The sequence below is a fragment of the Mesorhizobium sp. M0060 genome, assembly GCF_040323155.1.
Classification (GTDB): Bacteria; Pseudomonadota; Alphaproteobacteria; order Rhizobiales; family Rhizobiaceae; genus Mesorhizobium.
Map to the genome: position 1 here is coordinate 68,708 of NZ_JAMYUP010000012.1, position 22,102 is coordinate 90,809.

The window sequence follows — 22,102 nt, forward strand, 5'->3', positions numbered from 1 at the left end:
GGCCGTTATCCCGGACACGGCAATTGTGCCCATGAGGGAACCGTTCGATGGAAACCATGGCAAGAAAGCCTGCGCCCGCCAAGGGCAGGGCAACACGATCAAAAGCAACTCGAGCGAAATCCAGCGCCGGCCCGGCAGTGGCAGCCCGCGCCAAGGATGCGGCAAAGCCTAGCTTTGGCAAGGCAGCGCCGAAGAAGGTGATGCCTGCCGCGGCCAAAGCCGCTGCACCCAAGGCAGCGGCCCCCAAAGCCGCCGGACCCAAAAAGCCGGCAAGCAGCAGAGGATCGATCGCGGGCAGCGCAATGCGCACCGTCAGAGCGACGGCCAACGTTGCCGCTGGTGCGGTGCTGGCGACCGCCAAAGGTGCGGCGTCGCTTGCCGCTTCCGTAGTCGGCAAGAGCGGCTCAAAACCGCGGACCAAGGCAAAGTAGCCGGGCCAGTCACGATCAGGCTCTGGCCGGAATGGTGAGGCCCTTCTGCACCGCCGGGCGGGCGAGGCCGCGCTCCAGCCATGCGGCCACGCGGGGGAAATCATCGAAACCGACGAGTTCCCGCGCCTCATAGAAGCCGATCAGATTGCGCACCCAGCCCAGCAGCGAGATGTCGGCGATGGTGTAATCGTCGCCCATGATCCAGCTGCGGCCTTTGAGCCTCGTTTCGAGGACGCCGATCAGCCGCCGCGACTCGTCGCGGTAGCGCTCCAGCGGGCGCTTGTCGGCGATTTCGCGTCCGGCGAATTTGTGGAAGAAACCGACTTGGCCGAACATCGGCCCGATCGAAGCCATCTGGAAGAATACCCACTGGATCGTCTCATAACGCAGCGTTGTGTCTGCCGGGACCAGCTTGCCGGTCTTGTCGCTGAGATAAAGCAGGATGGCGCCGGACTCGAACAGGCCGATCGGCTTGCCGCCCGGGCCGTTCGGATCGATCATCGCCGGTATCTTGCCGTTCGGGTTCAAGGACAGGAATTCCGGCGTCCAGCTTTCGTTCTTGCCGATGTCGACGGCATGCGGCTCGTAGGGCAGGCCAAGTTCCTCCAGCGCGATCGACACTTTCACCCCGTTCGGCGTCGGAAACGAATAAAGCTGGATGCGGTCGGGATGGTTTGCCGGCCACCGCGTGGCAATCGGAAACGCGGACAGATCGGTCATTGAAACTCCTGGTCGGGGAGCGCGCCGAACGGCACGGTCATGGCGGGTTGCAGAGAGTTAGGAGCAGCACCCGGTACGATCAATGTCACCGGCGAAAAGTTTTACTGCTCGGGCACGGGATTGGCCGTCAGACCGCCTTGACCGCCAGCACCGCATTGGTGCCGCCGAAGGCGAAGCTGTTGCTGATCGCGGTGCGCACCGCGCGCTCGCGCGCCACGTTCGGCGTGATGTCGAGATCGCAGTCGGCGTCGGCTTCCCGATAATTGGCGGTCGGCGGCACGATGCCTTCGCGGATCGCCATGACGCAGGCGATCATTTCCAGCGCGCCGGACGCGCCGAGGCAGTGGGCATGCATCGATTTGGTCGAGGAGATAGAAAGCTTGTAGGCATGGTCGCCGAAGACCCGCTTGATCGCTGCCGTTTCGATCTGGTCGTTGGCCTTGGTGCCGGTGCCATGCGCGTTGAGATAGTCGACGTCCTCCGGATTGAGGCCGGCATCGACGAGGCAGAAGCGCATCGCCGCCTCCGGCCCTTCGATGGTCGGCGCAACGATGTCGGAGGCGTCGGCGGAAAGGCCGACGCCGCCGATTTCGGCAAGGATGGCGGCGCCGCGCGCCATGGCATGCTCATACGTTTCCAGCACCACCATGCCGGCGCCTTCGCCGAGCACAAGCCCTTGGCGATCGGCCGAAAACGGCCGGCAGGTGTCCGGCGACAATACCCGCAGGGCCTCCCAGCCCTTCAGGATGCCCCAGACCAGCGGGGCATCGGTGCCGCCGGCGACCATGACGTCGGCACGACCGAGCCTGATCTGGTCGACGGCCGAGGCAATGGCGTGATTGGATGACGAGCAGGCAGAGGTGATGCCGAAGACCGGCCCGCGAAGACCAAGGTTCATGCTGACGTGGCCGGCCGCAGCGCCCGGCATTACTTTCGGCACGGTGAAGATGCCGGCGCGGTTCTTGCCTTCGAGCAGGATGGCGCGATAGCTCTCTTCGATCGCCTCCCAGCCGCAGACGCCGACGCCGACGATGGTGCCCATCCTGTAGGTGTTGGCCGCGTGCGCGTTCAATCCCGCCTGCTGTGCCGCCTCCCGCGCGGCGATCGTCGCCAAAAGGCTGAAGCGATCCATCGACACGACCTGCTTGCGGTCGATGCCGTGATCGGGAAGCGCCTTGATTTCGGAGCCGACCCTGACCTTCAGGTCATGCAGCTCGGAATTGACGATCGCGCCGATTGCCGAACGGCCGGCGCGCATCTCGTTCCAGATTGCTGGTGCATTGGTGCCGAGCCCGCATAACCCGCCGATGCCCGTGATGACGATGCGCTTGTGCATTCAGTCAGGCTTTTTTCGCGATCAGCGCGCGAACCGCCTCGACCATGTCGCCGACATTCTTCAGATTGCTCCAGGCATCGACCGTGTTCATCTCGATTTCGATGCCGTACTCTTCCTCGAGATCGAAGATGATTTCCGTTAGTTCTAGCGAATGGATGCCAAGGGCGGTCAGTTCAGTATTGGTGGTGATTTCCTCGCCGCCCGGCTCGGCATGAGCCTTGATCTTGGCGATGATATCGGTTGCCAGCTGGTCAGCCATTCGGTTTCTTCCCCAACCTATTGTTTCCCGACGCCAACTGATCAGCGCCCTTTTTTGTCCTCGATTACGTCGTCACCGTCGCCTTTTACCCCGCCAGGCGCCGATAATCGTATCAAGGTGGCTCCCTCTATAGAAACCGAAACGCTGTCAAGCAACAAGCTATATATCGACAAAGCCGCCGCAGTGCTTAACGTTGGTGTCGTGGATACGATCGCATATAGCTTGACCTCAGTGCCGCCGGCCCAGCGCGTTGCCGGCGTCGCGCGGCTTGCCTGCGACTGGAACGGTGGCCGCACGCGTCTTCGGCGCCTGTACCAGGACGGCTCTGCCAAGATCCGCATGCCGGCGGTCTCAGCCGATCCGCTCGAAGCCGTCCTGATCAACACTGCCGGTGGGCTGACCGGCGGCGACCGTCTCGCCTGGGAGGTCGATGTCAGTGCCGGCGCCTCCGCAACCATAACAACGCAGGCCTGCGAGAAAATCTACCGAGCCGCATCCGACCGCGCCGAAGTGCGGGTGAAGCTGACCGTCGGCGAAGACGGCCACATTGCCTGGCTGCCGCAGGAAACCATCGTCTTCGACCGCTCGGCCTTTGCCCGCACGCTCGACGTGGAGCTTGCCACCGGAGCCGAGGCGCTAATCCTGGAGGCCACCGTCTTCGGCCGCCTGGCCATGGGTGAACGGGCAGCGCAAGGCCATTTCCACGACCGCTGGCGCGTCGGCCAGGACGGAGCGCTGATTCACGCCGAGGAGTTCCGCGTCGGGCCGGACATTGCGGCCACCTTGAACCGTACTGCGGTTGCCGGCGGCGGCATCGCTGTGGCGACGCTGCTGATGGTCTCGTCGCGGGCAGAGGCTTTGCTCGAGCCGGCGCGGGGCATAGTCGGCGGCCAGGGCGGCGTCAGTTTCTGGAGCGTGCGGAAATCTGGCAAGCTTCTTGCGAGGCTGTTCGCCGAGGACGGCTACCAGCTCCGCAAGCGGCTGGTGCCGCTTGTCGAATTGCTCAACGGGCGGGCGGGCCTGCCCAAATTATGGTCACTCTGATTTCGATTACGCCACCGCAGGAAAAAGCATGAATCTGACGCCGAGGGAGAAAGACAAGCTGCTGATCGCCATGGCGGCGATCGTGGCCCGCAAGCGGCTCGAACGCGGCGTCAAGCTCAACCATCCGGAAGCGATCGCGCTGATCACCGATTTCGTCGTCGAGGGTGCCCGCGACGGCCGCGCGGTCGCCGAGCTGATGGAGGCCGGCGCCCATGTCGTCACCAGGGCCCAGGTGATGGAAGGCATTGCCGAAATGATCCACGATGTGCAGGTCGAGGCGACGTTTCCCGACGGCACCAAGCTGGTGACCGTGCACGAGCCGATCAGATAACACCGCCAAGGAGAGGAAAATGCTTGAGCTGCGTCCCAACTGCGAATGCTGCGACAAGGATCTGCCGCCCGATGCGACGGATGCGGTGATCTGCACCTTCGAATGCACTTTCTGCGCCGACTGCGCACAAAACGTGCTCGGCGGCGTCTGTCCGAATTGCGGCGGCAACTTCTCGCCGCGCCCGATCCGTCCGGCAGCGATGCTGAAGAAATATCCGGCCTCGACCAAGCGTATTCTCAAGGCAGAGGGCTGCGGCCCGGCCCGCAAGGCGGCGTGAGAGGCATGATGATCTCGAAGATGGAAGGTACGCCGATGATCCCCGCTACGATGAAACGCGCAGCCCTCTCGGCGGCCCTGCTGCTGGCAGCAGCAATGCCTGCCTATGCCCATGTCGGCGTCGGCACGGCTTCCTCTTTCGCCACCGGCTTCATCCACCCGCTCTCCGGCCTCGATCATATGACGGTGATGATCGCCGTCGGCCTGTGGGCGGCGCTCAAGGGTGGCAAAGCGATCTGGGCATGGCCGCTGGCCTTCGTAGCCGTCATGCTGGCCGGCGGCGCGCTCGGCATGCTGCATGTGCCGATGCCCTTCGTCGAGCCGGCCATACTGGCGTCCGCCGTGGCGCTGGGGCTGCTGGTTGCGCTCGCGGTCGATCTTCCCGTCTCGGCCGGCGTCGCCGTCATCGGCCTGTTCGCGCTGTTCCACGGCTACGCCCACGGCACCGAGGTGCCTGAAAATACCGGCGGGCTCGGCTATATGGCGGGCTTTGCCTTTGCCACCGCGCTGCTCCACGCCGTCGGCATCACTGCCGGTCTCAACCTCGGCTGGCGTTTCCGCGGGCTTGCCCGCGCCGCTGGGGTCGCCTGTGCCGCGATTGGCGCCGGCCTCGCCTTCGTCCTGTGAGGCCGCGATGATCCCCGGCGAAATCATCACGGCAAGCGGCGAGATCGAACTGAACAAGGGACTGCCGACGGTCACCATGAAGGTGGCCAACAGCGGCGACCGGCCGATCCAGGTCGGCAGCCACTATCATTTCTTCGAGACCAATGAAGGGCTGAGATTCGATCGCGACAAGGCGCGGGGCATGCGCCTCGACATCGCCGCCGGCACCGCGATGCGCTTCGAGCCCGGCCAGGAGCGCGACGTTACGCTAGTGCCGTTCGGCGGCAAGCGCGAGGTCTACGGATTTCAGCAGAAGATCATGGGCAAGCTGTGAGATCGACCGCATCGGCTGCAGATGCTCACCAGAGCTTAGCCAGGGGAAGCTTAACCGGGCGGCTTGGCCGCCGCATAGATGACGACCTTTCCCGGATCATCGAATTCAACCGCCAGAACGTCCTCGGTCTGCACACGCCGCGAGTCGATCGCGTTGAACAGCAATGCGTTCGCCTCGATCTCCTTGCGCAACTCCGCAATGTCGTCCCGATGTTGCCTGACCTTGTTCTCGATCGCCGGCGGCGGGCCGCCTTCGGTGCGCGCGGCGTCGGTAAGAAACACGATATCGACCTTGTCGAGCTTGGATGTCTTGCGCACGGCAGCGATGTTTTCACGCGTGCGATCGATCGCCGAGCTGACCTTGCCAGCTTCCGCATTTGTCTTGGTCTCTTCCTGCCCGACCTCCGAGCCGACGATCCGGTTGACGGTCTCGGCGCTGTCGAGGCTCTGCGCGTTCAGCGCGGCGTGCGGAATGCTGGCTGCCAAAAACGCGGTCGCAGCAATCCCATGCAGCCATCTGGTGTCGGAGAAGGTGGTGATCGCCATCGCTCGTTCTCAGGGTCCTTTTCGAGGCTGGTGTCAGGGCGACAGGACCGAAACGTAACTTCCCCTGTGAAGGTTCCCTTTGCGAGGCGGCGGGCTGATCTTGTGCCGGCCCGCCGCCTCGTCTCGTCAGCTCGCTTTCTTGGTGATCAGCGTCAGCGCGCCATTGGTGCTCATGCTGGCGGCGATCACCTGCGCCGAGGTGAGCCCTTTGGCTTCGAGCGCGGACTTGACCTCCGGCGTCGCGTCGATCGAGCCGCGCAGTTTCTGCAGGTCGGCGTCGCTGCGCTTGGCGATCACCTGGTTGACCTTGGCCTGAGTGTCCGCCGGCAGATCCTTGATATCGACGACATTGATCGCCTGGATGGTGGGCGCCTGCGGCTGCGCCCCGGGCGCGGCTGGAGCAGGCGCGGCCGGCGCCGGACTGGGCTGCTGCGCAGGCTGTTGCTGGGCGCTGGCGGCGGTTGCGAGCACCAGCGTGGCGGCGGCTGCCAGAAGGATTGTTTTGCGCATGGATGTTCCTTTCCATCGATTGGCAAGTGGTCGTTTTGGGGTGGCCCGGCCACCTCAAACGCTAAATGGGATCGGAAAGTGTCGCTCAGCGGGTCATTGCGTGACCATAGGATGGCGGCAATGTGGGACCCGGCTTCGACCAGACTGTATTTCGGGAGCAATTGCTGATGGCTAGAATCACCCGCGCCGCCTATGCCCAGATGTACGGCCCGACCGTCGGCGACAAGGTCCGGCTCGCCGACACCGAGCTGTTCATCGAGGTCGAAAAGGATTTCACCCTTCACGGCGAGGAGGTGAAATTCGGCGGCGGCAAGGTCATCCGCGACGGCATGGGCCAGAGCCAGGTTTCGCGGGCGCAAGGCGCTGTCGACACCGTCATCACCAATGCGCTGGTCGTCGATGCCGTCGCCGGTATCGTCAAGGCCGACATCGGCATCAAGGACGGCCGCATCGCCGCGATCGGCAAGGCCGGCAACCCGGATACGCAGGACGGCGTCGGCATCATCATCGGCCCGGGCACCGAGATCATCGCCGGCGAAGGCAAGATCCTGACCGCCGGCGGCTTCGACGCGCATATCCACTTCATCTGCCCGCAGCAGATCGAGGAAGCGCTGATGTCGGGCATCACCACCATGCTCGGCGGGGGCACCGGTCCGGCGCATGGCACGCTGGCCACCACCTGCACGCCTGGGCCGTGGCATTTGGCACGCATGATCCAGTCCTTTGATGCTTTCCCGATGAATATCGGCCTGTCAGGCAAGGGCAACGCGTCGCTGCCTGCCGCGCTCGAGGAGATGGTGCTCGCGGGTGCCTGCTCGCTGAAACTGCATGAGGACTGGGGCACGACGCCGGCTGCAATCGACTGCTGCCTGTCGGTCGCCGACGATTACGACGTGCAGGTGATGATCCACACCGACACGCTGAACGAGTCCGGCTTCGTCGAAAACACGGTCGCGGCGATCAAAGGCCGCACCATCCATGCCTTCCACACCGAAGGCGCCGGCGGCGGCCACGCGCCTGATATCATCAAGGTGTGCGGCTTGCCCAACGTCATTCCGTCTTCGACCAATCCAACCCGCCCCTACACGATCAACACACTGGCCGAACACCTCGACATGCTGATGGTCTGCCACCATCTGTCGCCGTCGATCCCCGAAGATATCGCCTTTGCCGAAAGCCGCATTCGCAAGGAAACCATCGCCGCCGAAGACATTCTGCACGACATCGGCGCCTTCTCGATCATCTCGTCGGACAGCCAGGCGATGGGTCGTGTCGGCGAAGTGGCGATCCGCTGCTGGCAGACCGCCGACAAGATGAAGCGCCAGCGCGGTTCGCTGCCGCAGGAGACCGGCAACAACGACAATTTCCGCGTCCGCCGCTACATCGCCAAATACACCATCAATCCAGCCATCGCGCATGGCCTGTCGAAGGACATCGGCTCGGTGGCGGTCGGCAAACGCGCCGACCTTGTGCTGTGGAACCCGGCCTTCTTCGGCGTCAAGCCGGACATGGTGCTGATCGGCGGCATGATCGCCGCCGCTCCCATGGGTGACCCCAACGCCTCGATCCCGACGCCACAGCCGATGCACTACCGGCCGATGTTCGGCGCCTACGGCAAGGCGATGACCAATTCGTCGGTGACCTTCGTTTCGAAGGCCGCCCTCGACGCCGGCCTGCGCGGCAGGCTCGGCGTCGACAAGCAGATGATGGCGGTCGAGAACACCCGCGGCGGCATCGGCAAGCATTCGATGGTCCTCAACGACGCCACGCCGCATGTCGAGGTCGACCCCGAGACCTACGAGGTCCGCGCCGACGGCGAATTGCTCACCTGCGAGCCGGCCACCGTGTTGCCGATGGCGCAGCGCTACTTCCTGTTCTGAACCATAGGCGCTAGAACGCCCGATGTAGAACGTGCCGCGCGAGGCCTATGGACCAGCAACTTCCTTACGCCCACGACATCTTCCCGCATATCCGCATCGTCCTGGGCATGGTGATCGGCCTTGGCGTCACCCGCCTTTTGTCGGGGCTCGCCCGCATCGTCCAGCATCCCGGCCAGTACCGGCTCTATCCCGTGCATCTGGCCTGGGTCGCGTCGGTGCTTTTGATGCTGGTGCATTTCTGGTGGTGGGAGTTCGGTCTGTTCCAGATCGAGAATTGGACCTTCGGCAAGTACCTGTTCATCATTTTCTACGCCGTCACGCTGTTCCTGCTCTGCGCGTTGCTGTTCCCGGACTCGATGCTGGACTACACCAGCTATGAGGATTTCTTCTATTCGCGCCGTGCCTGGTTCTTCGGCCTGCTGGCGGCGACCTATCTGCTGGACGTGGTCGATACGCTGCTGAAAGGGCCGGCGCATTTCGCCCATTTCGGCGTTGAATATTTGATCCGCACGCCGGTTTTCGTCGCGCTTTGCGTCGTTGCGATCCTGCTGCGCGACCGCCGCTTTCACATCGCCTTTGTCGCCGCCGCGCTTGTCTACCAGATATCGTTTATCCTGCGGCTCTTCGACACGATCGTTTGAGCGCCATTGGGGCGGGGAACCGGATAGTCTAGGCTTTTTGCGAAAGGCAGTCTTACATGAAGCTCGATATCCGCACCGACTTCACCAAATTCCCGCGCGCCGTCTCCGTCCTGGCCGCAGGCGAAGCCGGAGCGACGACGCCATATGACAGTGCGGTGCTTGCCCATGACGAGCGGCATCTGCGCCGCCGCGCCATCGAAACGGCCCGTAGCGACAGGGTATTGGTCGACCTGCCCGAACCGGTGGCCTTGAACGATGGCGACCGGCTGGTGCTGGAGGATGGCCGCCAAATCGAGATCATCGCGGCCGAGGAGCCGCTCTGCGATATCCGGGCCAGCGGACCTGTCCATCTGGCCGAGCTCGCCTGGCATATCGGCAACCGCCATCTCGCCGCCGCCATCGAGGCTAACCGCATCCTCATCCTGCGCGACCATGTCATCAAGGCGATGCTGGAAGGGCTGGGTGCGACCGTGAGTGATGTCTCCGAACCGTTCAAGCCGGTGCGCGGCGCTTATTCCGGCCATGGCGGCCATGGCCATGCTCATGCCGAGGCGCATGCGCACAGCCATGCCGAAGCGCATTCCCATACCCATAGCGAATCGCATTCCCACAGCCATTCGCACGACCATGACCATGACTGACCAGCCTTCCAACGTCGCCCAGCCTTCCAACATCGCATTGTTGCGGCTGATGGCGTGGCTGTCGCCTTCCTTCCCGGTCGGCGGCTTTTCCTACAGCCATGGTCTGGAACAAGCCGTTCATGCCGGGCTGGTTGCCGACAGCAAAGACCTCGCCGCATGGCTGGAGACGCTGGTCGAGATGGGTTCGGGCTGGAACGATGCCGTGCTGTTTGCCGAAAGCTGGCGGCGGGCGCGTGAAGCCGGCGATCTCACCGAAATTGCCGCACTCGCCGAGGCCTTGGCGGGCTCGCGCGAGCGCCATACCGAGACGATGCTGCAGGGCGCCGCCTTCCTGAAAGCGGCCTCGGCCTGGCCGTGCCAGGTGTTGGACCGCCGCCTGCCGCCCGAATGCGCCTATTGCGTTGTCGTCGGTGCTGTTGCCGGCGGCCACGGCATTGCGCTGCAGGACGCGCTGGCTGCCTTCCTGCAGGCCTTCTTCTCCAACCTCGTCCAGGCCGCGATCCGGCTTGGCGTCCTCGGCCAGGGCGCTGCGATGACGCTGCTCGCCGGCTTCGAGCCGCTGGCCTTGGCCACTTCAGCCCGCGCTGCCGGATCGACGCTCGACGATCTCGGCGGCTGCGCTTTTATCTCCGACATAATGGCAATGACGCACGAGACCCAGTATTCGCGACTGTTCCGCTCATGATCGTCCTCGCTTTCGCCCTCTCGCTCGTCCTGCTGCTGATCACTGCACTGCATGTCTATTGGGGCATTGGCGGCATCTGGCCGGGCAGGGACGCCGCCTCCTGCGCCCGTGCGGTCATCGGCTTTCGCGGCGTCGACGAGATGCCGGCGCCCTTCGCCTGCTTCGCCGTTGCCGCCTGCCTTGGCCTTGCGACACTGTGGCCGATGGCGCTCGAGGGCATCTTTGCCACGCCCTTTCCTAAGGCCGGGCTTGCCGCCACGTCGCTGCTCATCGCGCTGGTTTTTCTGGCGCGTGGCATTGCCGGCTTCACGCCGTGGTGGCGCCGGCTGACGCCCGAGCAGCCTTTCGAGCGGCTCGATCGGCGTTATTATTCGCCGCTGTGCCTGCTGATCGGGCTTGGCTTCGCCATTCTTGCCTTGACGGAGTTCTCCACATGACGTCCCCAAACGGTCCTCTTCGCATCGGCATCGGCGGCCCGGTCGGCTCGGGCAAGACGACGCTTACCGAGAAACTCTGCAAGGCGTTGCGCGACGAGTTCTCGATCGCCGTCGTCACCAACGACATCTACACCAAGGAAGACGCCATGATGCTGGCCCGCCTGCAGGCGCTGCCCGAGGACCGCATCATCGGCGTCGAGACCGGCGGCTGCCCGCACACCGCCATCCGCGAGGACGCCTCGATCAATCTGCAGGCAATCGCCGAGATGACCAGAAAATTCCCGGATCTCGATATCGTCTTCATCGAATCGGGCGGCGACAACCTCGCCGCCACCTTCTCGCCGGACCTGGCCGACCTGACGCTTTATGTCATCTCGGTTTGCCAAGGCGAGGAGATCCCGCGCAAGGGCGGGCCGGCAATCACGCGGTCGGATTTCCTGGTCATCAACAAGAGCGATCTTGCGCCTTACGTGAACGTTAATCTCGAAATCATGGAAAGCGACGCTGCCCGCATGCGCGGCAAGCGGCCGTTCGGCTTCACCGACCTGTCGCGCGGCAAGGGGCTGCAGGAGGTGATCGATTTCATCGTCGAGCATGGCGGGCTTCGGATCGGCACGGCCACCAGCACGGCGGCATAGTAACGGTGCTTGTCTGCACCAAACGAAACCGGTTGCGCGCGTTGCAGCCGCGCGGCATCCTTGCCTCTTTCACGGAGGTTTACGATGAGCATCGCCCGCCTGCAGAAGGAGCCGTTGACCAACCTGCCATTCTACGATGAGCGCGTCGATCTCGCTTGCGCCTTCCGCTGGACGGCGCGGCTCAATATGCACGAGGCGGTGGCCAATCATTTTTCGCTGGCCGTCAACGACGATGGCTCGCAATTCCTGATGAATCCCAACCAGGTGCATTTCTCGCGCATCAAGGCGAGCGACCTGCTTTTGATCGACGCCAACGATCCCGACACGCTGGCCGGCCCGAATGCGCCCGACCCGACGGCGTGGGGCCTGCATGGCGCCATCCATCGCAATGTGCCTCATGCGCGCTGCGTCATGCATGTCCACTCGATCCACGCCACCGTGCTTGCCTCGTTGGCCGACTCGACGCTGCCGCCGGTCGACCAGAACTCGGTGATCTTCTTCAACCGCCATGTCGTCGACGGTCATTATGGCGGGCTGGCCTTCGAGGAAGAGGGTGAGCGCTGCTCGCAGCTCCTTGTCGACCCGAAGGTCAAGGTGATGGTGATGGGCAACCATGGTGTGCTGGTCATCGGCGACAGCGTCGCCGACACTTTCAACCGCATGTTCTATTTCGAGCGCGCCGCCGAAACCTATATCAAGGCGCTGTGGACCGGCCGGCCGCTGCGGGTACTGTCGGACGAGATCGCCGAAAAGGCGGCAAGGGAACAGGAAGACTATCCCGACCAGGCCGAACGCCACCTGTCCGAACTGAAGGCGATCCTCGACGAGCAGGAGCCTGCCTACCGGAATTGAATCTCATTCAACCGGCGTGGCTTAAAGCCCGAGCTCGGCCCGCAACTCATCGGCGCTGTTGATGACAATCGCCCCCGGCGGGCCATCCATCGGCACCTCCGGCCAGAAGATCGTCTTCATTCCCGCCGCCAGTCCGGCCATGGCGCCGGTCCGGCTGTCGTCGACCGCCACGGCATCGGCGGGATCGACGCCGGCCAGCCACGCTGCGCGCAGGAATGGTTCGGCATGCGGCTTGCCCTCGCGCACGTCGTTGCGGCTGACCGTTTTCATGCCGGGATAGACGAGGCCGACGGCGCGCAGATTGGCATCGACGATCAGCCTGTCCGAATTGGACACCACCGCTTGCGCCACGCCAAGCTCTCGCAGCGCGTTGAAAATCTCGATCGCGCCGCTGCGTGGCGTCAGCGTTTCTGCCATCGGCAGATAGTGATCATATTTGCGCACGATCCAGTCGTCGAACGGCAGGTCGAGGCCGAACTCGTCGCGCAGCATCTCGTAGACCGGCCATGCGGCAATGCCGAGCACGCGCTCATGCAGGTCGGCCGGTGGTGCGATGCCGACACTGTGCAGCGCCGCAATCAGCGCCGCCTCGTGCAGTGGCTCACTGTCGACCAGCGTGCCGTCCATATCCCAGAAAACCGCTTTCGGCATCATGCAAGGCTCCATTCTCCAAAACCCCTTAAAGCGTTTAGCTCGGGAGATAAACCGCCGCGCCTGTGAGAACCGACCTAGTGCGACCGCGACTGCCCTGATTACTTCGAAGAGGCTGCATCGGCGATGGCCGCGTCGCTCGAAACACCAACTCCCGACCCTAAGCAATTGCTCTTGCAATAGACAATTGCGCGCAACTTCATTCCCTGCGAAACTGTTGTGCTCCGCCTCTTATGCTTGGCGGAGTTGGGAGGCACGAACTTGAATTCCCGGCAGGATAGCGGCGGCAACAGGCTGGACGACGCGGCGCGCGCCGGCTGGCTCTACTACGTTGCCGGCAACACCCAGGACCAGATCGCCGCCACGCTTGGCATATCACGGCAGACGGCGCAGCGGCTGGTGTCGCTCGCAGTCTCCGAAGGGCTGATCAAGGTGCGTGTCGACCATCCGATCGCCAATTGCCTCGACCTTGCGTCACGGCTGAAATCGCGCTTTGCCCTTGATCTGGTGGAGGTGGTGCCGAGCGACCCTTCTTCGTCCTCCACCATCATCGGCATCGCCGAGGCGGCGGCGGCCGAGATCGAGCGGCGGCTGCGGTCGCCGACGCCGATTGTCATGGCGATCGGCACGGGCCGCACGCTAAAGGCGGCGATCGAGCAACTGCCGCCGATGGAATGCCCGCAGCACAAGGTGGTATCGCTGACCGGCAACATCTCGCCGGACGGCTCGGCCGCCTTCTACAACGTCATCTTCACCATGGCCGACAGGGTCAAGGCGCGCTCGTTTCCGATGCCTTTGCCGGTCATCGCCTCCTCGCCCGAGGAGCGCGAGATGCTGCTCAGCCAGCCGATGATCCAGCCGACGCTGGCGCTTGCGGCCGAGGCCGACGTCACCTTTGTCGGCATCGGCGATCTCGGCCCGAAGGCGCCGCTCTATGAGGACGGCTTCATTTCCGAGGGTGAATTGAGGGCGCTGCAGAAGGCGGGTGGCGTTGCCGAGATCGTCGGCTGGGTGTTCGATCGCGACGGCCGCATGATCGAGGGCATCACCAACGATCGGGTGTCGTCGGCGTCGCTGCCGTCGCGCGAAAAGTCGCTGGTGATCGCGCTTGCCATGGGAGAACGCAAGCTGCCGGGCATCTTCGCCGCCGTCAACCGGCGGCTGGTCAACGGCCTCATCACCGACGAGCGAACGGCCGCGGCTTTGCTGGCCGGCGCATGACTCTTGGCTTAGCGAGGCTCATTCGAAATCGAATGCTGCAGCGTCCTGTTGCGGCGCCCGCAAGAACGGGCACTGCTGCATCGGATTGTCGATAAATTCGGCAAGGCTACTGTCGCCGGCCGCAAGGGTCGTTGCCGTCGAGAAAGCCCATGTCGCGCTGCAGATGTGGCGGCAGTTCCCGAACGTCGAGATAGGCCCGTTTCCGCGCCGCGTGCCTTGCAAATACATGCGCCACCCGTGAAAACCAGCCATGGGCTGGAGTAAGTAGCAGCTTTTCCTGTACCGTGGTCATGATCGTCAGCCTTCGCTATCTCTAGGCGAAATTGATCTTCAACACGGAATATCGGTCGGATCGGCCCTTGCTGCCAATCAAACGTCGATCACTGCCCATAAGGAGGGCTTATGCCGGAACTGAACTCACCGAAGCTGGCTTCGCAGCTTCCTCCGCTTCAGGCGATCCGGGTGTTCGAGGCGGTGGCGCGGCATCTCTCCTTCACCAAAGCCGCCCAGGAGCTTGGCATGACGCAGGCGGCGGCAAGCTATCAGATCAAGCTTCTGGAGGAGCGCATCGGCTCGCCCCTGTTCCTGCGCCGGCCAAAACAGATCGTGCTGACCGAAGCCGGCCAACGGCTAGCGCCGGCGGTCAGCGAGGCGTTCGCGCTGTTGGGCGGCGCCTATGCCGCTGCGCGCAGCGGCGCCGACGGCGTGCTTTGTGTCTCGACGCTGCTGACCTTTGCTTCCAACTGGCTGGCGCAGCATCTCGGCTCGTTCCAGGTCGCGCATCCATCGCTGGCGGTGCGCGTCGATACCTCCAACAGGGTGGTTGACTTTGCCCGAGAGGATATCGATATCGCCATCCGCTCCGGCGGCGGCAACTGGCCGGGCGTCGAGACGCATATGCTTTTCAGGGCCGATTTCACGCCGGTTCTCAGCCCGAAGCTCGCCGCCAGCATCGGCGGCGTGAAGGAACCGGCCGACCTGCTGCGGCTGCCGATCCTCGATCCGGGCGACATTTGGTGGCGGGACTGGTTTGCCGCCGCCGGTCTGCCGGCCGAGGAGTTGGCCAAGCGCCCCGGCACCAGCATGGGCGCGCAGGCCTACGAGGCCAATGCCGCAATCGCCGGCCAAGGCGTGGCGATCGTCACCAAGGCGCTGTTCAAGACCGAACTTGCCGACGGCCGCCTGATCCAACCCTTTGATCTGGTTGGTGACGACGGCCATGCCTATTGGCTGGTCTATCCGACGGCGCGGCGCAACGTGCCTAAGATACGCGCCTTCCGCGATTGGATACTGAGCGAGATCGCTTGCCAGTAGGCTGAGTCCAAACCAGCTCGGGCAGCGAAGCTCAGGCTTTTGGCGGACCGATGGGCCCGACCGAACCCTTCTCCACATACTGTGTGAGCGTCCCCGGTTGCCGCTGCTGAGGTCGGCGTGCTGCGCTGCAGCAACGAATCCGGCTTGACATAATTAACGGAGAGTGAGTAATTGCCCACAGCCAAGGCAAATGCTCATCTTGGTTTATGGGAGGAATTTGATGAAACTTCGCACGCTCACCCTCGGCCTGTTGTCGGCCAGCGCCCTTGCGTTCGCCGCTCATGCCGAATCCATCACCATCGCCACCGTCAACAATGCCGATATGGTCCGCATGCAGACGCTGACCGACGACTTCACCAAGGCGAACCCCGACACCACGCTCAACTGGGTCACGCTCGAAGAGAACGTGCTGCGCGAGCGCGTCACCACCGACATCGCCACCAAGGGCGGCCAGTATGACGTGATGACCATCGGCACCTATGAAGTTCCGATCTGGGCCAAGCAGAGCTGGCTGCTGCCGCTCGACAAGCTTGGCGACGACTACGACGCCAAGGACATCCTGCCGGCCATCGCCGGCGGTCTTTCGGTCGACGGCAAGCTCTATGCCGCGCCCTTCTACGGCGAGAGCTCCTTCGTCATGTACCGCAAGGATCTGATGGAGAAGGCAGGGCTCACCATGCCCAACGCACCGACCTGGGACTTCATCAAGCAGGCCGCCGACAAGATGACCGACCGCGCCAATGGCGTGAACGGCGTCTGCCTGCGCGGCAAGGCCGGCTGGGGCGAAAACATGGCCTTCCTGACCGCCATGTCGAATTCGTTCGGCGCGCGCTGGTTCGATGAGAACTGGAAGCCGCAATTCGATCAGCCCGAATGGAAGAACACGCTGCAGTTCTATGTCGACCTGATGAAGGCCGACGGCCCCGAGGGCGCCTCGTCCAACGGCTTCAACGAAAACCTGGCGCTGTTCCAGCAGGGCAAGTGCGGCATGTGGATCGATGCCACGGTCGCCGCATCCATGGTCTCCGACCCGAAGAGCTCGAAGGTCGCCGACAAGGTTGGCTATGCGCTGGCGCCTGACAACGGTCTCGGCAAGCGCGGCAACTGGCTGTGGGCCTGGTCGCTGGCCATTCCGGCCGGTACGCAGAAGACCGACGCGGCCGAGAAGTTCGTCGCCTGGGCAACCAGCAAGCATTACTCCGAGCTCGTCGCCTCCAAGCTAGGCTGGGCCAGCGCTCCTCCGGGCACGCGTACCTCGCTCTATGCCAATGCCGAGTACCAGAAGGCGGCTCCGTTCGCCAAGATGACGCTGGACTCGATCAACTCCGCCGATCCGACCCACCCGACCGTCAAGCCGGTGCCCTATGTCGGCGTCCAGTTCGTCGCCATTCCTGAGTTCCAGGGTCTCGGCACCACCGTCGGCCAGCTCTTCTCGGCCGCCCTTGCCGGCCAGTCGAGCGTCGACGATGCCCTGAAGCAGGCCCAGGACGCCGCCACCGCGACGATGACCGAGGGCGGTTATATCAAATAAAGCTCCTCCCGGTGCCGGTTGCCCATGGCGACCGGCAACGGCCGCCCGAATCCCAGTTCGGGCGGCCAGCTTCACACCGCTGAAAACTTGGCTGACCTCGAAGGGTGACCGTCATGGCTACTCAGCAGACCCGTTCGCTTGCCCGCTTCATGATGGCGCCATCCGTGGTGCTGCTGTTCGTCTGGATGATTGTGCCGCTGGTCATCACCATTTGGTTCTCCTTCCAGCAGTACAACCCACTCAACCCCATCCGCGATGGGTTCGTCGGCTTCTCGAACTACGCGCTTTTCTATTCCAACCCGGCCTTCCTGCAGTCGATCCTCAACACACTTGTCCTCGTAGGCAGCGTTCTGTTGATCACGGTGATCGGCGGCATCATGCTGGCGCTGCTGATCGATCAGCCGATGTGGGGACAAGGCATCGTCCGCATCCTCGTCATCTCGCCGTTCTTCGTCATGCCGCCGGTGGCGGCACTGGTCTGGAAGAACATGATCATGCATCCGCAATACGGCGTCTTCGCCGATATTGCGCGCTTCTTCGGCATGCAGCCGATCGACTGGTTCGGGCAGCATCCGATGCTGGCGATCATCATCATCGTCGCCTGGCAATGGCTGCCGTTTGCAACGCTGATCCTGCTTACCTCCCTGCAATCGCTTGACGCCGAGCAGAAGGAAGCCGCCGAGATGGACGGTGCCGGCTTCGTCAGCCGCTTCATCTATTTGACGCTGCCGCACATGTCGCGCGCTATAACCGTGGTCATCCTGATCCAGACGATCTTCCTGTTGTCGGTCTATGCCGAAATCCTGGTCACCACCAATGGCGGTCCGGGTTATGCCTCCACCAACCTGCCCTTCCTCGTCTACCAGAAGGCGTTGCTGGAGTTCAAAATCGGCCAAGCGTCCGCCGGCGGTGTCATTGCCGTCATTCTCGCCAACATCGTCGCCTTCTTCGCCATGCGCGCGGTCGGCAAGAACCTGGACAAATAAGGGAGGAAACGATGGCACGTGCAGTCACCACTCAGCACAAGACGATCGCGACCGCGGCCGCCTGGATCGTCGCCCTGCTGATCTTCTTCCCGATCCTTTATACGATCATCACTTCGTTCAAATCGGAGCAGGAGGCCATCCAGGGCTTCAACCTGTTCCCGTCGGGAACCATAGAGAGCTATTCCGAGGTTCAGGCGCAAAGCGGATATTTCAAATTCTTCCTCAACTCGGTGTTCCTGTCGGTCGGCTCGACCATCCTGGCTCTGCTTATCGCCATACCGGCGGCATGGTCGATGGCGTTTTCGCCGAGCAAACGCACCAAGGACATCCTGATGTGGATGCTTTCCACCAAGATGATGCCGGCGGTCGCCGTGCTGTTTCCGATCTACCTGATCTTCCGCGATACGGGACTGCTCGACAGCCGCATCGGCCTGATGGTCATGCTGATGCTGATCAACCTGCCGATCGTGGTCTGGATGCTGTACACTTACTTCCGCGAGATCCCGGGCGAGATCCTGGAAGCCGCCCGCATGGACGGCGCATCGCTCTGGAACGAGATCATCTACGTGCTGACGCCGATGGCGGTGCCGGGCATCGCCTCGACCATGTTGCTCAACATCATTCTCGCCTGGAACGAGGCGTTCTGGACGATCCGGCTGACCACCACCGAGGCCGCCCCGCTCACCGCTTTCATCAGTTCCTTCTCCAGCCCGCAGGGGCTGTTCTGGGCCAAGCTTTCGGCCGCCTCGACCCTGGCGATCGCGCCGATCCTGATCATGGGCTGGTTCAGCCAGAAGCAGCTGGTGCGCGGCTTGACATTTGGTGCCGTAAAATAATGGGCGGTGCCGCCAAATAACGGACATGACGCAAACGACGAAATAGCCCTTCGGGGGAGGAAACCATGGGAAACATTACGCTCAAGAACGTCTCCAAATCCTTCGGGGCAACGTCCATCATCCCCGGCCTCGATTTGGTCATCGAGAATGGCGAGTTCGTCGTCTTTGTCGGCCCGTCGGGCTGCGGCAAGTCCACGCTGTTGCGTCTGATTGCCGGCCTGGAGGACACTAGCGGCGGCACCATCAACATCGATGGCCGCGACGTCACCGGTGAGGCGCCGGCCAAGCGCAAGCTGGCCATGGTGTTCCAGTCCTATGCGCTCTACCCGCACATGACGGTGGCCAAGAACATAGCTTTCCCGCTGAAGATGGCGGGCGAGGACAAGGCGACCATCGACAAGAAGGTGAAGGACGCCGCGCGCATCTTGAACCTCACCAACTATCTCGATCGCCGCCCCGGCCAGCTTTCCGGCGGCCAGCGACAGCGCGTCGCCATCGGCCGCGCCATCGTGCGCCAGCCATCGGCCTTCCTGTTCGACGAACCGTTGTCCAATCTCGACGCGGCGCTGCGCGGCACCATGCGGCTGGAGATCAGCGAGCTGCATCACCAGCTCAAGACGACCATGGTCTACGTCACCCACGACCAGATCGAGGCGATGACCATGGCCGACAAGATCGTCGTGCTCAACGCCGGCAATATCGAGCAGGTCGGCTCGCCGATGGAGCTCTACAAGACGCCGAAGAACCTGTTCGTCGCCGGTTTCATCGGCTCGCCGAAGATGAATCTGCTCGAAGGCGCGCCGGCAGCCAAATATGGCGCCAAAACCGTCGGCATCCGTCCCGAGCACATGAATATCTCAAAGACATCAGGCGACTGGAAGGCGACGGTCGGCGTCGCCGAGCATCTTGGCTCCGACACATTTTTGCATGTGCAAGCCGACGGCGTCGGTCCGCTGACGGTGCGCGCCGACGGCGAACTGGCCGTCCATCACGGCGACACGATCTATTTGACGCCGGATCAGGCCAAGCTGCATCGCTTCGGCGCCGACGGAAAGGCGATGGTGCAATGAGGCTGAAGAGTAAATCGGCGCTGATCACCGGATCGGCGCGCGGCATCGGCAGGGCGTTCGCCGAAGCCTATGTGCGCGAGGGGGCGACGGTCGCGATCGGCGACATCAATCTCGAGGCTGCCGAGAAGACGGCTTCGGAAATCGGCCGCAACGCTTACGCGGTGAAGCTGGATGTCACCGACCTCGCGTCGATCGATGCGGCGGTCAAGGCGGTCGAAGCTAGGACCGGCGGCCTCGATATATTGATCAACAACGCTGCCCTGTTCGACCTGGCGCCGATCGTCGAGATCACCAAGGCAAGCTACGACAAATTGTTTTCGGTCAACGTCGCCGGCACGCTGTTTATGCTGCAGGCAGCCGCCCGTTCGATGATCGCCCGCGGCAAGGGCGGCAAGATCATCAATATGGCGAGCCAGGCCGGGCGCCGCGGCGAGGCGCTGGTTGCCGTCTATTGCGCCACCAAGGCGGCGGTCATCTCGCTCACCCAGTCGGCAGGGCTCGACCTGATCAAGCACCGCATCAATGTCAACGCGATCGCACCGGGGGTCGTCGACGGCGAGCATTGGGATCATGTCGATGCCCTGTTCGCCAAATACGAGAACCGGCCGAAGGGCGAAAAAAAGAGGCTGGTCGGCGAAGCGGTGCCTTACGGCCGCATGGGCACGGCGCAAGACCTCACCGGCATGGCGGTGTTCCTGGCCAGCGAGGATGCCGAATACATCGTCGCCCAGACCTACAATGTCGATGGCGGCCAGTGGATGAGTTGAGGGGGGCGAAGGCGCTCTTCTCCCCGTCTCCTCCACGGGGAGAAGAGCCGTCCCGCCAAAGGATAAAACAGATGACCGTGAAACTCTCGTCCTCAATCCTCGCAAACCTGCCTCCCAAAGTCGCCGGCCCAAACTACGATCGCGCCGCGCTCAAGGCCGGCATCGTGCATTTCGGCGTCGGCAATTTCCATCGGTCGCACCAGGCCGTCTATCTCGACGACCTGTTCAATTCGGGTGTCGGCCATGACTGGGCAATTGTTGGCGCCGGGGTGTTCGAGGGCGAGAAGGTCGGCCGCGACAAGTTGCAGGAGCAGGACTGGCTGACCACGGTGGTCGAGCAGGACAGCGGCCATATGAGCGCGCGCGTCACCGGCGCCATGATCGACTTCCTGATGCCGGGCGATGCAAAGGCGATCATCGAGCGGCTAGCCGATCCGGCGATCAAGATCGTTTCCCTGACCATTACCGAGGGTGGCTATTTCATCGATCCGGCTTCCGGCCTGTTCAACCCGACGCATCCCGACATCGTTGACGATGCGCAACCGGGGGCGATGCCGAAGACCGTGTTCGGCCTTATCCTCGCCGGGCTGATGCGCCGCCGCGACGACGGTATCGTGCCTTTCACCGTCATGTCCTGCGATAACATCCCCCATAACGGCCACGTCACCTCCGATGGCATCATTGGTCTTGCGCGGCTGATCGACGAGGATCTGGCAAACTGGGTGAGCGAAAACGTCGCCTTTCCCAATGGCATGGTCGACCGCATCACGCCGGCCACCACCGACCGCGAGCGCGGCATTCTCTCCGGCGAGTTCGGCCTCGATGACAATTGGCCGGTGTTTTGCGAGCCGTTCAAGCAATGGGTGCTGGAGGACCGTTTCACCGACGGAAGGCCGCCGCTGGAACAAGTCGGCGTGCAGTTCGTCAGCGATGTCGCGCCCTATGAGCTGATGAAGATCCGCATCCTCAATGGCGGCCATGCGACCATCGCCTATCCGGCCGGGCTGATGGACATCCATTTCGTCCATGAGGCGATGCAGGAGCCGCTGGTGCGCGGCTTTCTCGACAAGCTCGAGCATGACGAGATCATCCCGACGGTGCCGCCGGTGCCGGACACCGTGCTGGAGGACTATTATCAGCTCATCGAGCACCGATTCTCCAACCCGAAGATCGGCGACACCATACGCCGGCTTTGCCTCGACGGCTCCAACCGCCAGCCGAAATTCATCATTCCGACCATCGCCGACCGGCTGAAGGCCGGCAAGAGCGTCACCGGCCTGGCGCTGGAATCGGCGCTCTGGTGCCGCTACTGCTTCGGCACAACGGATTCCGGTGCCGTCACCGAGCCCAACGACCCGAACTGGGACCGGTTGCAGGCGACGGCCAAGGCGGCCAGGGGCATGCCTGCCGCCTGGCTTGCCATGGAAGACATCTATGGCGAAGTCGGCCGCTCGGCGCCGTTCGCCGAAGCGTTTGCCCATGCGCTCAAATCGCTGTGGGCGGACGGTGCGCGCGCGACACTGACGCGCTATCTCGCCGGCGAACTCTGAAGCCGATCCA

28 protein-coding genes are annotated in these 22,102 nt (G+C 63.2%); 21 read left to right on the forward strand and 7 right to left on the reverse strand.

Annotation, left to right across the window (positions count from 1 at the left end; genetic code table 11):
- Positions 1–47 precede the first annotated feature (47 nt).
- Positions 48–431, forward strand: coding sequence for a hypothetical protein (locus tag NKJ94_RS14250; protein WP_352525801.1), 384 nt, complete (start codon positions 48–50; stop codon positions 429–431).
- Positions 432–446: 15 nt separating this feature from the next.
- Here the strand turns inward: NKJ94_RS14250 and NKJ94_RS14255 are convergent, their stop codons facing one another.
- The 3 genes from NKJ94_RS14255 to NKJ94_RS14265 form a co-directional block, all read right to left on the reverse strand.
- Positions 447–1,151, reverse strand: a complete 705-nt coding sequence (locus tag NKJ94_RS14255; protein ID WP_352525802.1) for a glutathione S-transferase family protein — start codon at positions 1,149–1,151, stop codon at positions 447–449.
- A gap of 127 nt (positions 1,152–1,278) precedes the next feature.
- Entirely contained in the window at positions 1,279–2,487 is a 1,209-nt protein-coding gene (locus NKJ94_RS14260; protein ID WP_352525804.1) for a beta-ketoacyl-[acyl-carrier-protein] synthase family protein, read from the reverse strand.
- Between the two features lie 4 nt (positions 2,488–2,491).
- Positions 2,492–2,746, reverse strand: coding sequence for an acyl carrier protein (locus tag NKJ94_RS14265; protein ID WP_006325998.1), 255 nt, complete (start codon positions 2,744–2,746; stop codon positions 2,492–2,494).
- 201 nt (positions 2,747–2,947) lie between these two features.
- Between NKJ94_RS14265 and NKJ94_RS14270 the strand changes: the two genes are divergently transcribed.
- The 5 genes from NKJ94_RS14270 to NKJ94_RS14290 are packed head-to-tail and all read left to right on the forward strand — an operon-like array spanning position 2,948 to position 5,337.
- Positions 2,948–3,790 carry an urease accessory protein UreD gene (locus tag NKJ94_RS14270; protein WP_352525807.1) on the forward strand — a complete coding sequence of 281 codons (843 nt, stop codon included), beginning with the start codon at positions 2,948–2,950 and terminating at the stop codon, positions 3,788–3,790.
- 28 nt (positions 3,791–3,818) lie between these two features.
- Positions 3,819–4,121 carry an urease subunit gamma gene (locus NKJ94_RS14275; RefSeq protein WP_023677011.1) on the forward strand — a complete coding sequence of 101 codons (303 nt, stop codon included), beginning with the start codon at positions 3,819–3,821 and terminating at the stop codon, positions 4,119–4,121.
- A gap of 19 nt (positions 4,122–4,140) precedes the next feature.
- Entirely contained in the window at positions 4,141–4,398 is a 258-nt protein-coding gene (locus tag NKJ94_RS14280; RefSeq protein WP_352525809.1) for a DUF1272 domain-containing protein, read from the forward strand.
- A gap of 35 nt (positions 4,399–4,433) precedes the next feature.
- Positions 4,434–5,024 (forward strand): HupE/UreJ family protein, encoded by a 591-nt coding sequence (locus tag NKJ94_RS14285; protein WP_352525961.1) that lies wholly within the window; start codon positions 4,434–4,436, stop codon positions 5,022–5,024.
- 7 nt (positions 5,025–5,031) lie between these two features.
- Positions 5,032–5,337 carry an urease subunit beta gene (locus NKJ94_RS14290; RefSeq protein WP_352476983.1) on the forward strand — a complete coding sequence of 102 codons (306 nt, stop codon included), beginning with the start codon at positions 5,032–5,034 and terminating at the stop codon, positions 5,335–5,337.
- Between the two features lie 50 nt (positions 5,338–5,387).
- Here the strand turns inward: NKJ94_RS14290 and NKJ94_RS14295 are convergent, their stop codons facing one another.
- Both NKJ94_RS14295 and NKJ94_RS14300 read right to left on the reverse strand, forming a co-directional pair.
- Positions 5,388–5,882, reverse strand: a complete 495-nt coding sequence (locus NKJ94_RS14295) for a hypothetical protein (RefSeq protein ID WP_352474746.1) — start codon at positions 5,880–5,882, stop codon at positions 5,388–5,390.
- Positions 5,883–6,008: 126 nt separating this feature from the next.
- On the reverse strand, positions 6,009–6,392 hold the full coding sequence (locus NKJ94_RS14300; protein WP_352525811.1) for a hypothetical protein: 384 nt from the start codon (positions 6,390–6,392) through the stop codon (positions 6,009–6,011).
- Positions 6,393–6,559: 167 nt separating this feature from the next.
- Here NKJ94_RS14300 and ureC point away from each other — a divergent pair, with 167 nt between their 5' ends.
- The 7 genes from ureC to NKJ94_RS14335 all read left to right on the forward strand — a co-directional run bounded on the left by ureC (position 6,560) and on the right by NKJ94_RS14335 (position 12,166).
- Positions 6,560–8,272: an urease subunit alpha gene (gene ureC, locus NKJ94_RS14305; RefSeq protein ID WP_502896036.1), complete on the forward strand. Its 1,713-nt coding sequence runs from the start codon at positions 6,560–6,562 to the stop codon at positions 8,270–8,272.
- A 47-nt stretch (positions 8,273–8,319) separates the two neighbouring features.
- On the forward strand, positions 8,320–8,913 hold the full coding sequence (locus NKJ94_RS14310; RefSeq protein WP_352525812.1) for a hypothetical protein: 594 nt from the start codon (positions 8,320–8,322) through the stop codon (positions 8,911–8,913).
- 56 nt (positions 8,914–8,969) lie between these two features.
- Entirely contained in the window at positions 8,970–9,554 is a 585-nt protein-coding gene (locus tag NKJ94_RS14315) for an urease accessory protein UreE (RefSeq protein ID WP_352525814.1), read from the forward strand.
- Complete coding sequence (locus NKJ94_RS14320; protein WP_502896037.1) at positions 9,541–10,239, forward strand: urease accessory protein UreF; 699 nt, start codon at positions 9,541–9,543, stop codon at positions 10,237–10,239. The genes NKJ94_RS14315 and NKJ94_RS14320 overlap by 14 nt, the downstream gene beginning before the upstream one ends.
- Positions 10,236–10,676 carry a DUF3995 domain-containing protein gene (locus NKJ94_RS14325; protein WP_352525817.1) on the forward strand — a complete coding sequence of 147 codons (441 nt, stop codon included), beginning with the start codon at positions 10,236–10,238 and terminating at the stop codon, positions 10,674–10,676. The genes NKJ94_RS14320 and NKJ94_RS14325 overlap by 4 nt, the downstream gene beginning before the upstream one ends.
- Positions 10,673–11,314 (forward strand): urease accessory protein UreG, encoded by a 642-nt coding sequence (gene ureG / locus NKJ94_RS14330; RefSeq protein WP_352525818.1) that lies wholly within the window; start codon positions 10,673–10,675, stop codon positions 11,312–11,314. Before NKJ94_RS14325 ends, ureG begins: the two co-directional genes overlap by 4 nt.
- An 84-nt stretch (positions 11,315–11,398) precedes the next feature.
- A complete protein-coding gene (locus tag NKJ94_RS14335; protein ID WP_352525819.1) occupies positions 11,399–12,166 on the forward strand; it encodes a class II aldolase and adducin N-terminal domain-containing protein in 768 nt (255 codons plus the stop codon).
- A 21-nt stretch (positions 12,167–12,187) separates the two neighbouring features.
- On the opposite strand, the gene NKJ94_RS14340 is transcribed toward NKJ94_RS14335, so the two are convergent.
- Entirely contained in the window at positions 12,188–12,820 is a 633-nt protein-coding gene (locus NKJ94_RS14340; protein WP_352525820.1) for an HAD family hydrolase, read from the reverse strand.
- 258 nt (positions 12,821–13,078) lie between these two features.
- Here NKJ94_RS14340 and NKJ94_RS14345 point away from each other — a divergent pair, with 258 nt between their 5' ends.
- Positions 13,079–14,038 (forward strand): sugar-binding transcriptional regulator, encoded by a 960-nt coding sequence (locus tag NKJ94_RS14345; RefSeq protein WP_352525822.1) that lies wholly within the window; start codon positions 13,079–13,081, stop codon positions 14,036–14,038.
- A 106-nt stretch (positions 14,039–14,144) separates the two neighbouring features.
- Here NKJ94_RS14345 and NKJ94_RS14350 read toward each other — a convergent pair whose 3' ends face one another.
- Positions 14,145–14,330 carry a hypothetical protein gene (locus NKJ94_RS14350; protein ID WP_352525824.1) on the reverse strand — a complete coding sequence of 62 codons (186 nt, stop codon included), beginning with the start codon at positions 14,328–14,330 and terminating at the stop codon, positions 14,145–14,147.
- A 110-nt stretch (positions 14,331–14,440) separates the two neighbouring features.
- On the opposite strand from NKJ94_RS14350, the gene gcvA reads away from it, so the two are divergent.
- From gcvA to NKJ94_RS14385, 7 genes are all read left to right on the forward strand, one after another.
- The gene (gcvA, locus tag NKJ94_RS14355; RefSeq protein WP_352525826.1) at positions 14,441–15,352 is read left to right on the forward strand and encodes a transcriptional regulator GcvA; all 912 of its coding nucleotides are present in this window, start codon (positions 14,441–14,443) and stop codon (positions 15,350–15,352) included.
- 220 nt (positions 15,353–15,572) lie between these two features.
- Entirely contained in the window at positions 15,573–16,883 is a 1,311-nt protein-coding gene (locus NKJ94_RS14360) for an ABC transporter substrate-binding protein (protein WP_352525828.1), read from the forward strand.
- A 113-nt stretch (positions 16,884–16,996) separates the two neighbouring features.
- Positions 16,997–17,869 (forward strand): carbohydrate ABC transporter permease, encoded by an 873-nt coding sequence (locus NKJ94_RS14365; RefSeq protein WP_352525829.1) that lies wholly within the window; start codon positions 16,997–16,999, stop codon positions 17,867–17,869.
- 11 nt (positions 17,870–17,880) lie between these two features.
- Positions 17,881–18,705, forward strand: coding sequence for a carbohydrate ABC transporter permease (locus NKJ94_RS14370; RefSeq protein WP_352525831.1), 825 nt, complete (start codon positions 17,881–17,883; stop codon positions 18,703–18,705).
- A gap of 65 nt (positions 18,706–18,770) precedes the next feature.
- Complete coding sequence (locus tag NKJ94_RS14375) at positions 18,771–19,775, forward strand: ABC transporter ATP-binding protein (RefSeq protein WP_352525832.1); 1,005 nt, start codon at positions 18,771–18,773, stop codon at positions 19,773–19,775.
- Positions 19,772–20,542: an L-iditol 2-dehydrogenase gene (locus NKJ94_RS14380; RefSeq protein WP_352525834.1), complete on the forward strand. Its 771-nt coding sequence runs from the start codon at positions 19,772–19,774 to the stop codon at positions 20,540–20,542. The genes NKJ94_RS14375 and NKJ94_RS14380 overlap by 4 nt, the downstream gene beginning before the upstream one ends.
- Positions 20,543–20,613: 71 nt before the next feature.
- The gene (locus tag NKJ94_RS14385) at positions 20,614–22,092 is read left to right on the forward strand and encodes a mannitol dehydrogenase family protein (protein WP_352525835.1); all 1,479 of its coding nucleotides are present in this window, start codon (positions 20,614–20,616) and stop codon (positions 22,090–22,092) included.
- Positions 22,093–22,102 lie beyond the last annotated feature (10 nt).

What these genes read in the sequence shown, in the direction of transcription:
- NKJ94_RS14250 (WP_352525801.1), top strand. Translation starts at nt 48, where the DNA reads ATGGAAACCATGGCAAGAAAGCCTGCGCCCGCCAAGGGCAGGGCAACA.
- NKJ94_RS14255 (WP_352525802.1), bottom strand. Translation starts at nt 1,151, where the DNA reads ATGACCGATCTGTCCGCGTTTCCGATTGCCACGCGGTGGCCGGCAAAC.
- NKJ94_RS14260 (WP_352525804.1), bottom strand. Translation starts at nt 2,487, where the DNA reads ATGCACAAGCGCATCGTCATCACGGGCATCGGCGGGTTATGCGGGCTC.
- NKJ94_RS14265 (WP_006325998.1), bottom strand. Translation starts at nt 2,746, where the DNA reads ATGGCTGACCAGCTGGCAACCGATATCATCGCCAAGATCAAGGCTCAT.
- NKJ94_RS14275 (WP_023677011.1), top strand. Translation starts at nt 3,819, where the DNA reads ATGAATCTGACGCCGAGGGAGAAAGACAAGCTGCTGATCGCCATGGCG.
- NKJ94_RS14280 (WP_352525809.1), top strand. Translation starts at nt 4,141, where the DNA reads ATGCTTGAGCTGCGTCCCAACTGCGAATGCTGCGACAAGGATCTGCCG.
- NKJ94_RS14285 (WP_352525961.1), top strand. Translation starts at nt 4,434, where the DNA reads ATGATCCCCGCTACGATGAAACGCGCAGCCCTCTCGGCGGCCCTGCTG.
- NKJ94_RS14290 (WP_352476983.1), top strand. Translation starts at nt 5,032, where the DNA reads ATGATCCCCGGCGAAATCATCACGGCAAGCGGCGAGATCGAACTGAAC.
- NKJ94_RS14295 (WP_352474746.1), bottom strand. Translation starts at nt 5,882, where the DNA reads ATGGCGATCACCACCTTCTCCGACACCAGATGGCTGCATGGGATTGCT.
- NKJ94_RS14300 (WP_352525811.1), bottom strand. Translation starts at nt 6,392, where the DNA reads ATGCGCAAAACAATCCTTCTGGCAGCCGCCGCCACGCTGGTGCTCGCA.
- ureC (WP_502896036.1), top strand. Translation starts at nt 6,560, where the DNA reads ATGGCTAGAATCACCCGCGCCGCCTATGCCCAGATGTACGGCCCGACC.
- NKJ94_RS14310 (WP_352525812.1), top strand. Translation starts at nt 8,320, where the DNA reads ATGGACCAGCAACTTCCTTACGCCCACGACATCTTCCCGCATATCCGC.
- NKJ94_RS14315 (WP_352525814.1), top strand. Translation starts at nt 8,970, where the DNA reads ATGAAGCTCGATATCCGCACCGACTTCACCAAATTCCCGCGCGCCGTC.
- NKJ94_RS14320 (WP_502896037.1), top strand. Translation starts at nt 9,541, where the DNA reads ATGACCATGACTGACCAGCCTTCCAACGTCGCCCAGCCTTCCAACATC.
- NKJ94_RS14325 (WP_352525817.1), top strand. Translation starts at nt 10,236, where the DNA reads ATGATCGTCCTCGCTTTCGCCCTCTCGCTCGTCCTGCTGCTGATCACT.
- ureG (WP_352525818.1), top strand. Translation starts at nt 10,673, where the DNA reads ATGACGTCCCCAAACGGTCCTCTTCGCATCGGCATCGGCGGCCCGGTC.
- NKJ94_RS14335 (WP_352525819.1), top strand. Translation starts at nt 11,399, where the DNA reads ATGAGCATCGCCCGCCTGCAGAAGGAGCCGTTGACCAACCTGCCATTC.
- NKJ94_RS14340 (WP_352525820.1), bottom strand. Translation starts at nt 12,820, where the DNA reads ATGATGCCGAAAGCGGTTTTCTGGGATATGGACGGCACGCTGGTCGAC.
- NKJ94_RS14350 (WP_352525824.1), bottom strand. Translation starts at nt 14,330, where the DNA reads ATGACCACGGTACAGGAAAAGCTGCTACTTACTCCAGCCCATGGCTGG.
- gcvA (WP_352525826.1), top strand. Translation starts at nt 14,441, where the DNA reads ATGCCGGAACTGAACTCACCGAAGCTGGCTTCGCAGCTTCCTCCGCTT.
- NKJ94_RS14360 (WP_352525828.1), top strand. Translation starts at nt 15,573, where the DNA reads ATGAAACTTCGCACGCTCACCCTCGGCCTGTTGTCGGCCAGCGCCCTT.
- NKJ94_RS14365 (WP_352525829.1), top strand. Translation starts at nt 16,997, where the DNA reads ATGGCTACTCAGCAGACCCGTTCGCTTGCCCGCTTCATGATGGCGCCA.
- NKJ94_RS14370 (WP_352525831.1), top strand. Translation starts at nt 17,881, where the DNA reads ATGGCACGTGCAGTCACCACTCAGCACAAGACGATCGCGACCGCGGCC.
- NKJ94_RS14375 (WP_352525832.1), top strand. Translation starts at nt 18,771, where the DNA reads ATGGGAAACATTACGCTCAAGAACGTCTCCAAATCCTTCGGGGCAACG.
- NKJ94_RS14380 (WP_352525834.1), top strand. Translation starts at nt 19,772, where the DNA reads ATGAGGCTGAAGAGTAAATCGGCGCTGATCACCGGATCGGCGCGCGGC.
- NKJ94_RS14385 (WP_352525835.1), top strand. Translation starts at nt 20,614, where the DNA reads ATGACCGTGAAACTCTCGTCCTCAATCCTCGCAAACCTGCCTCCCAAA.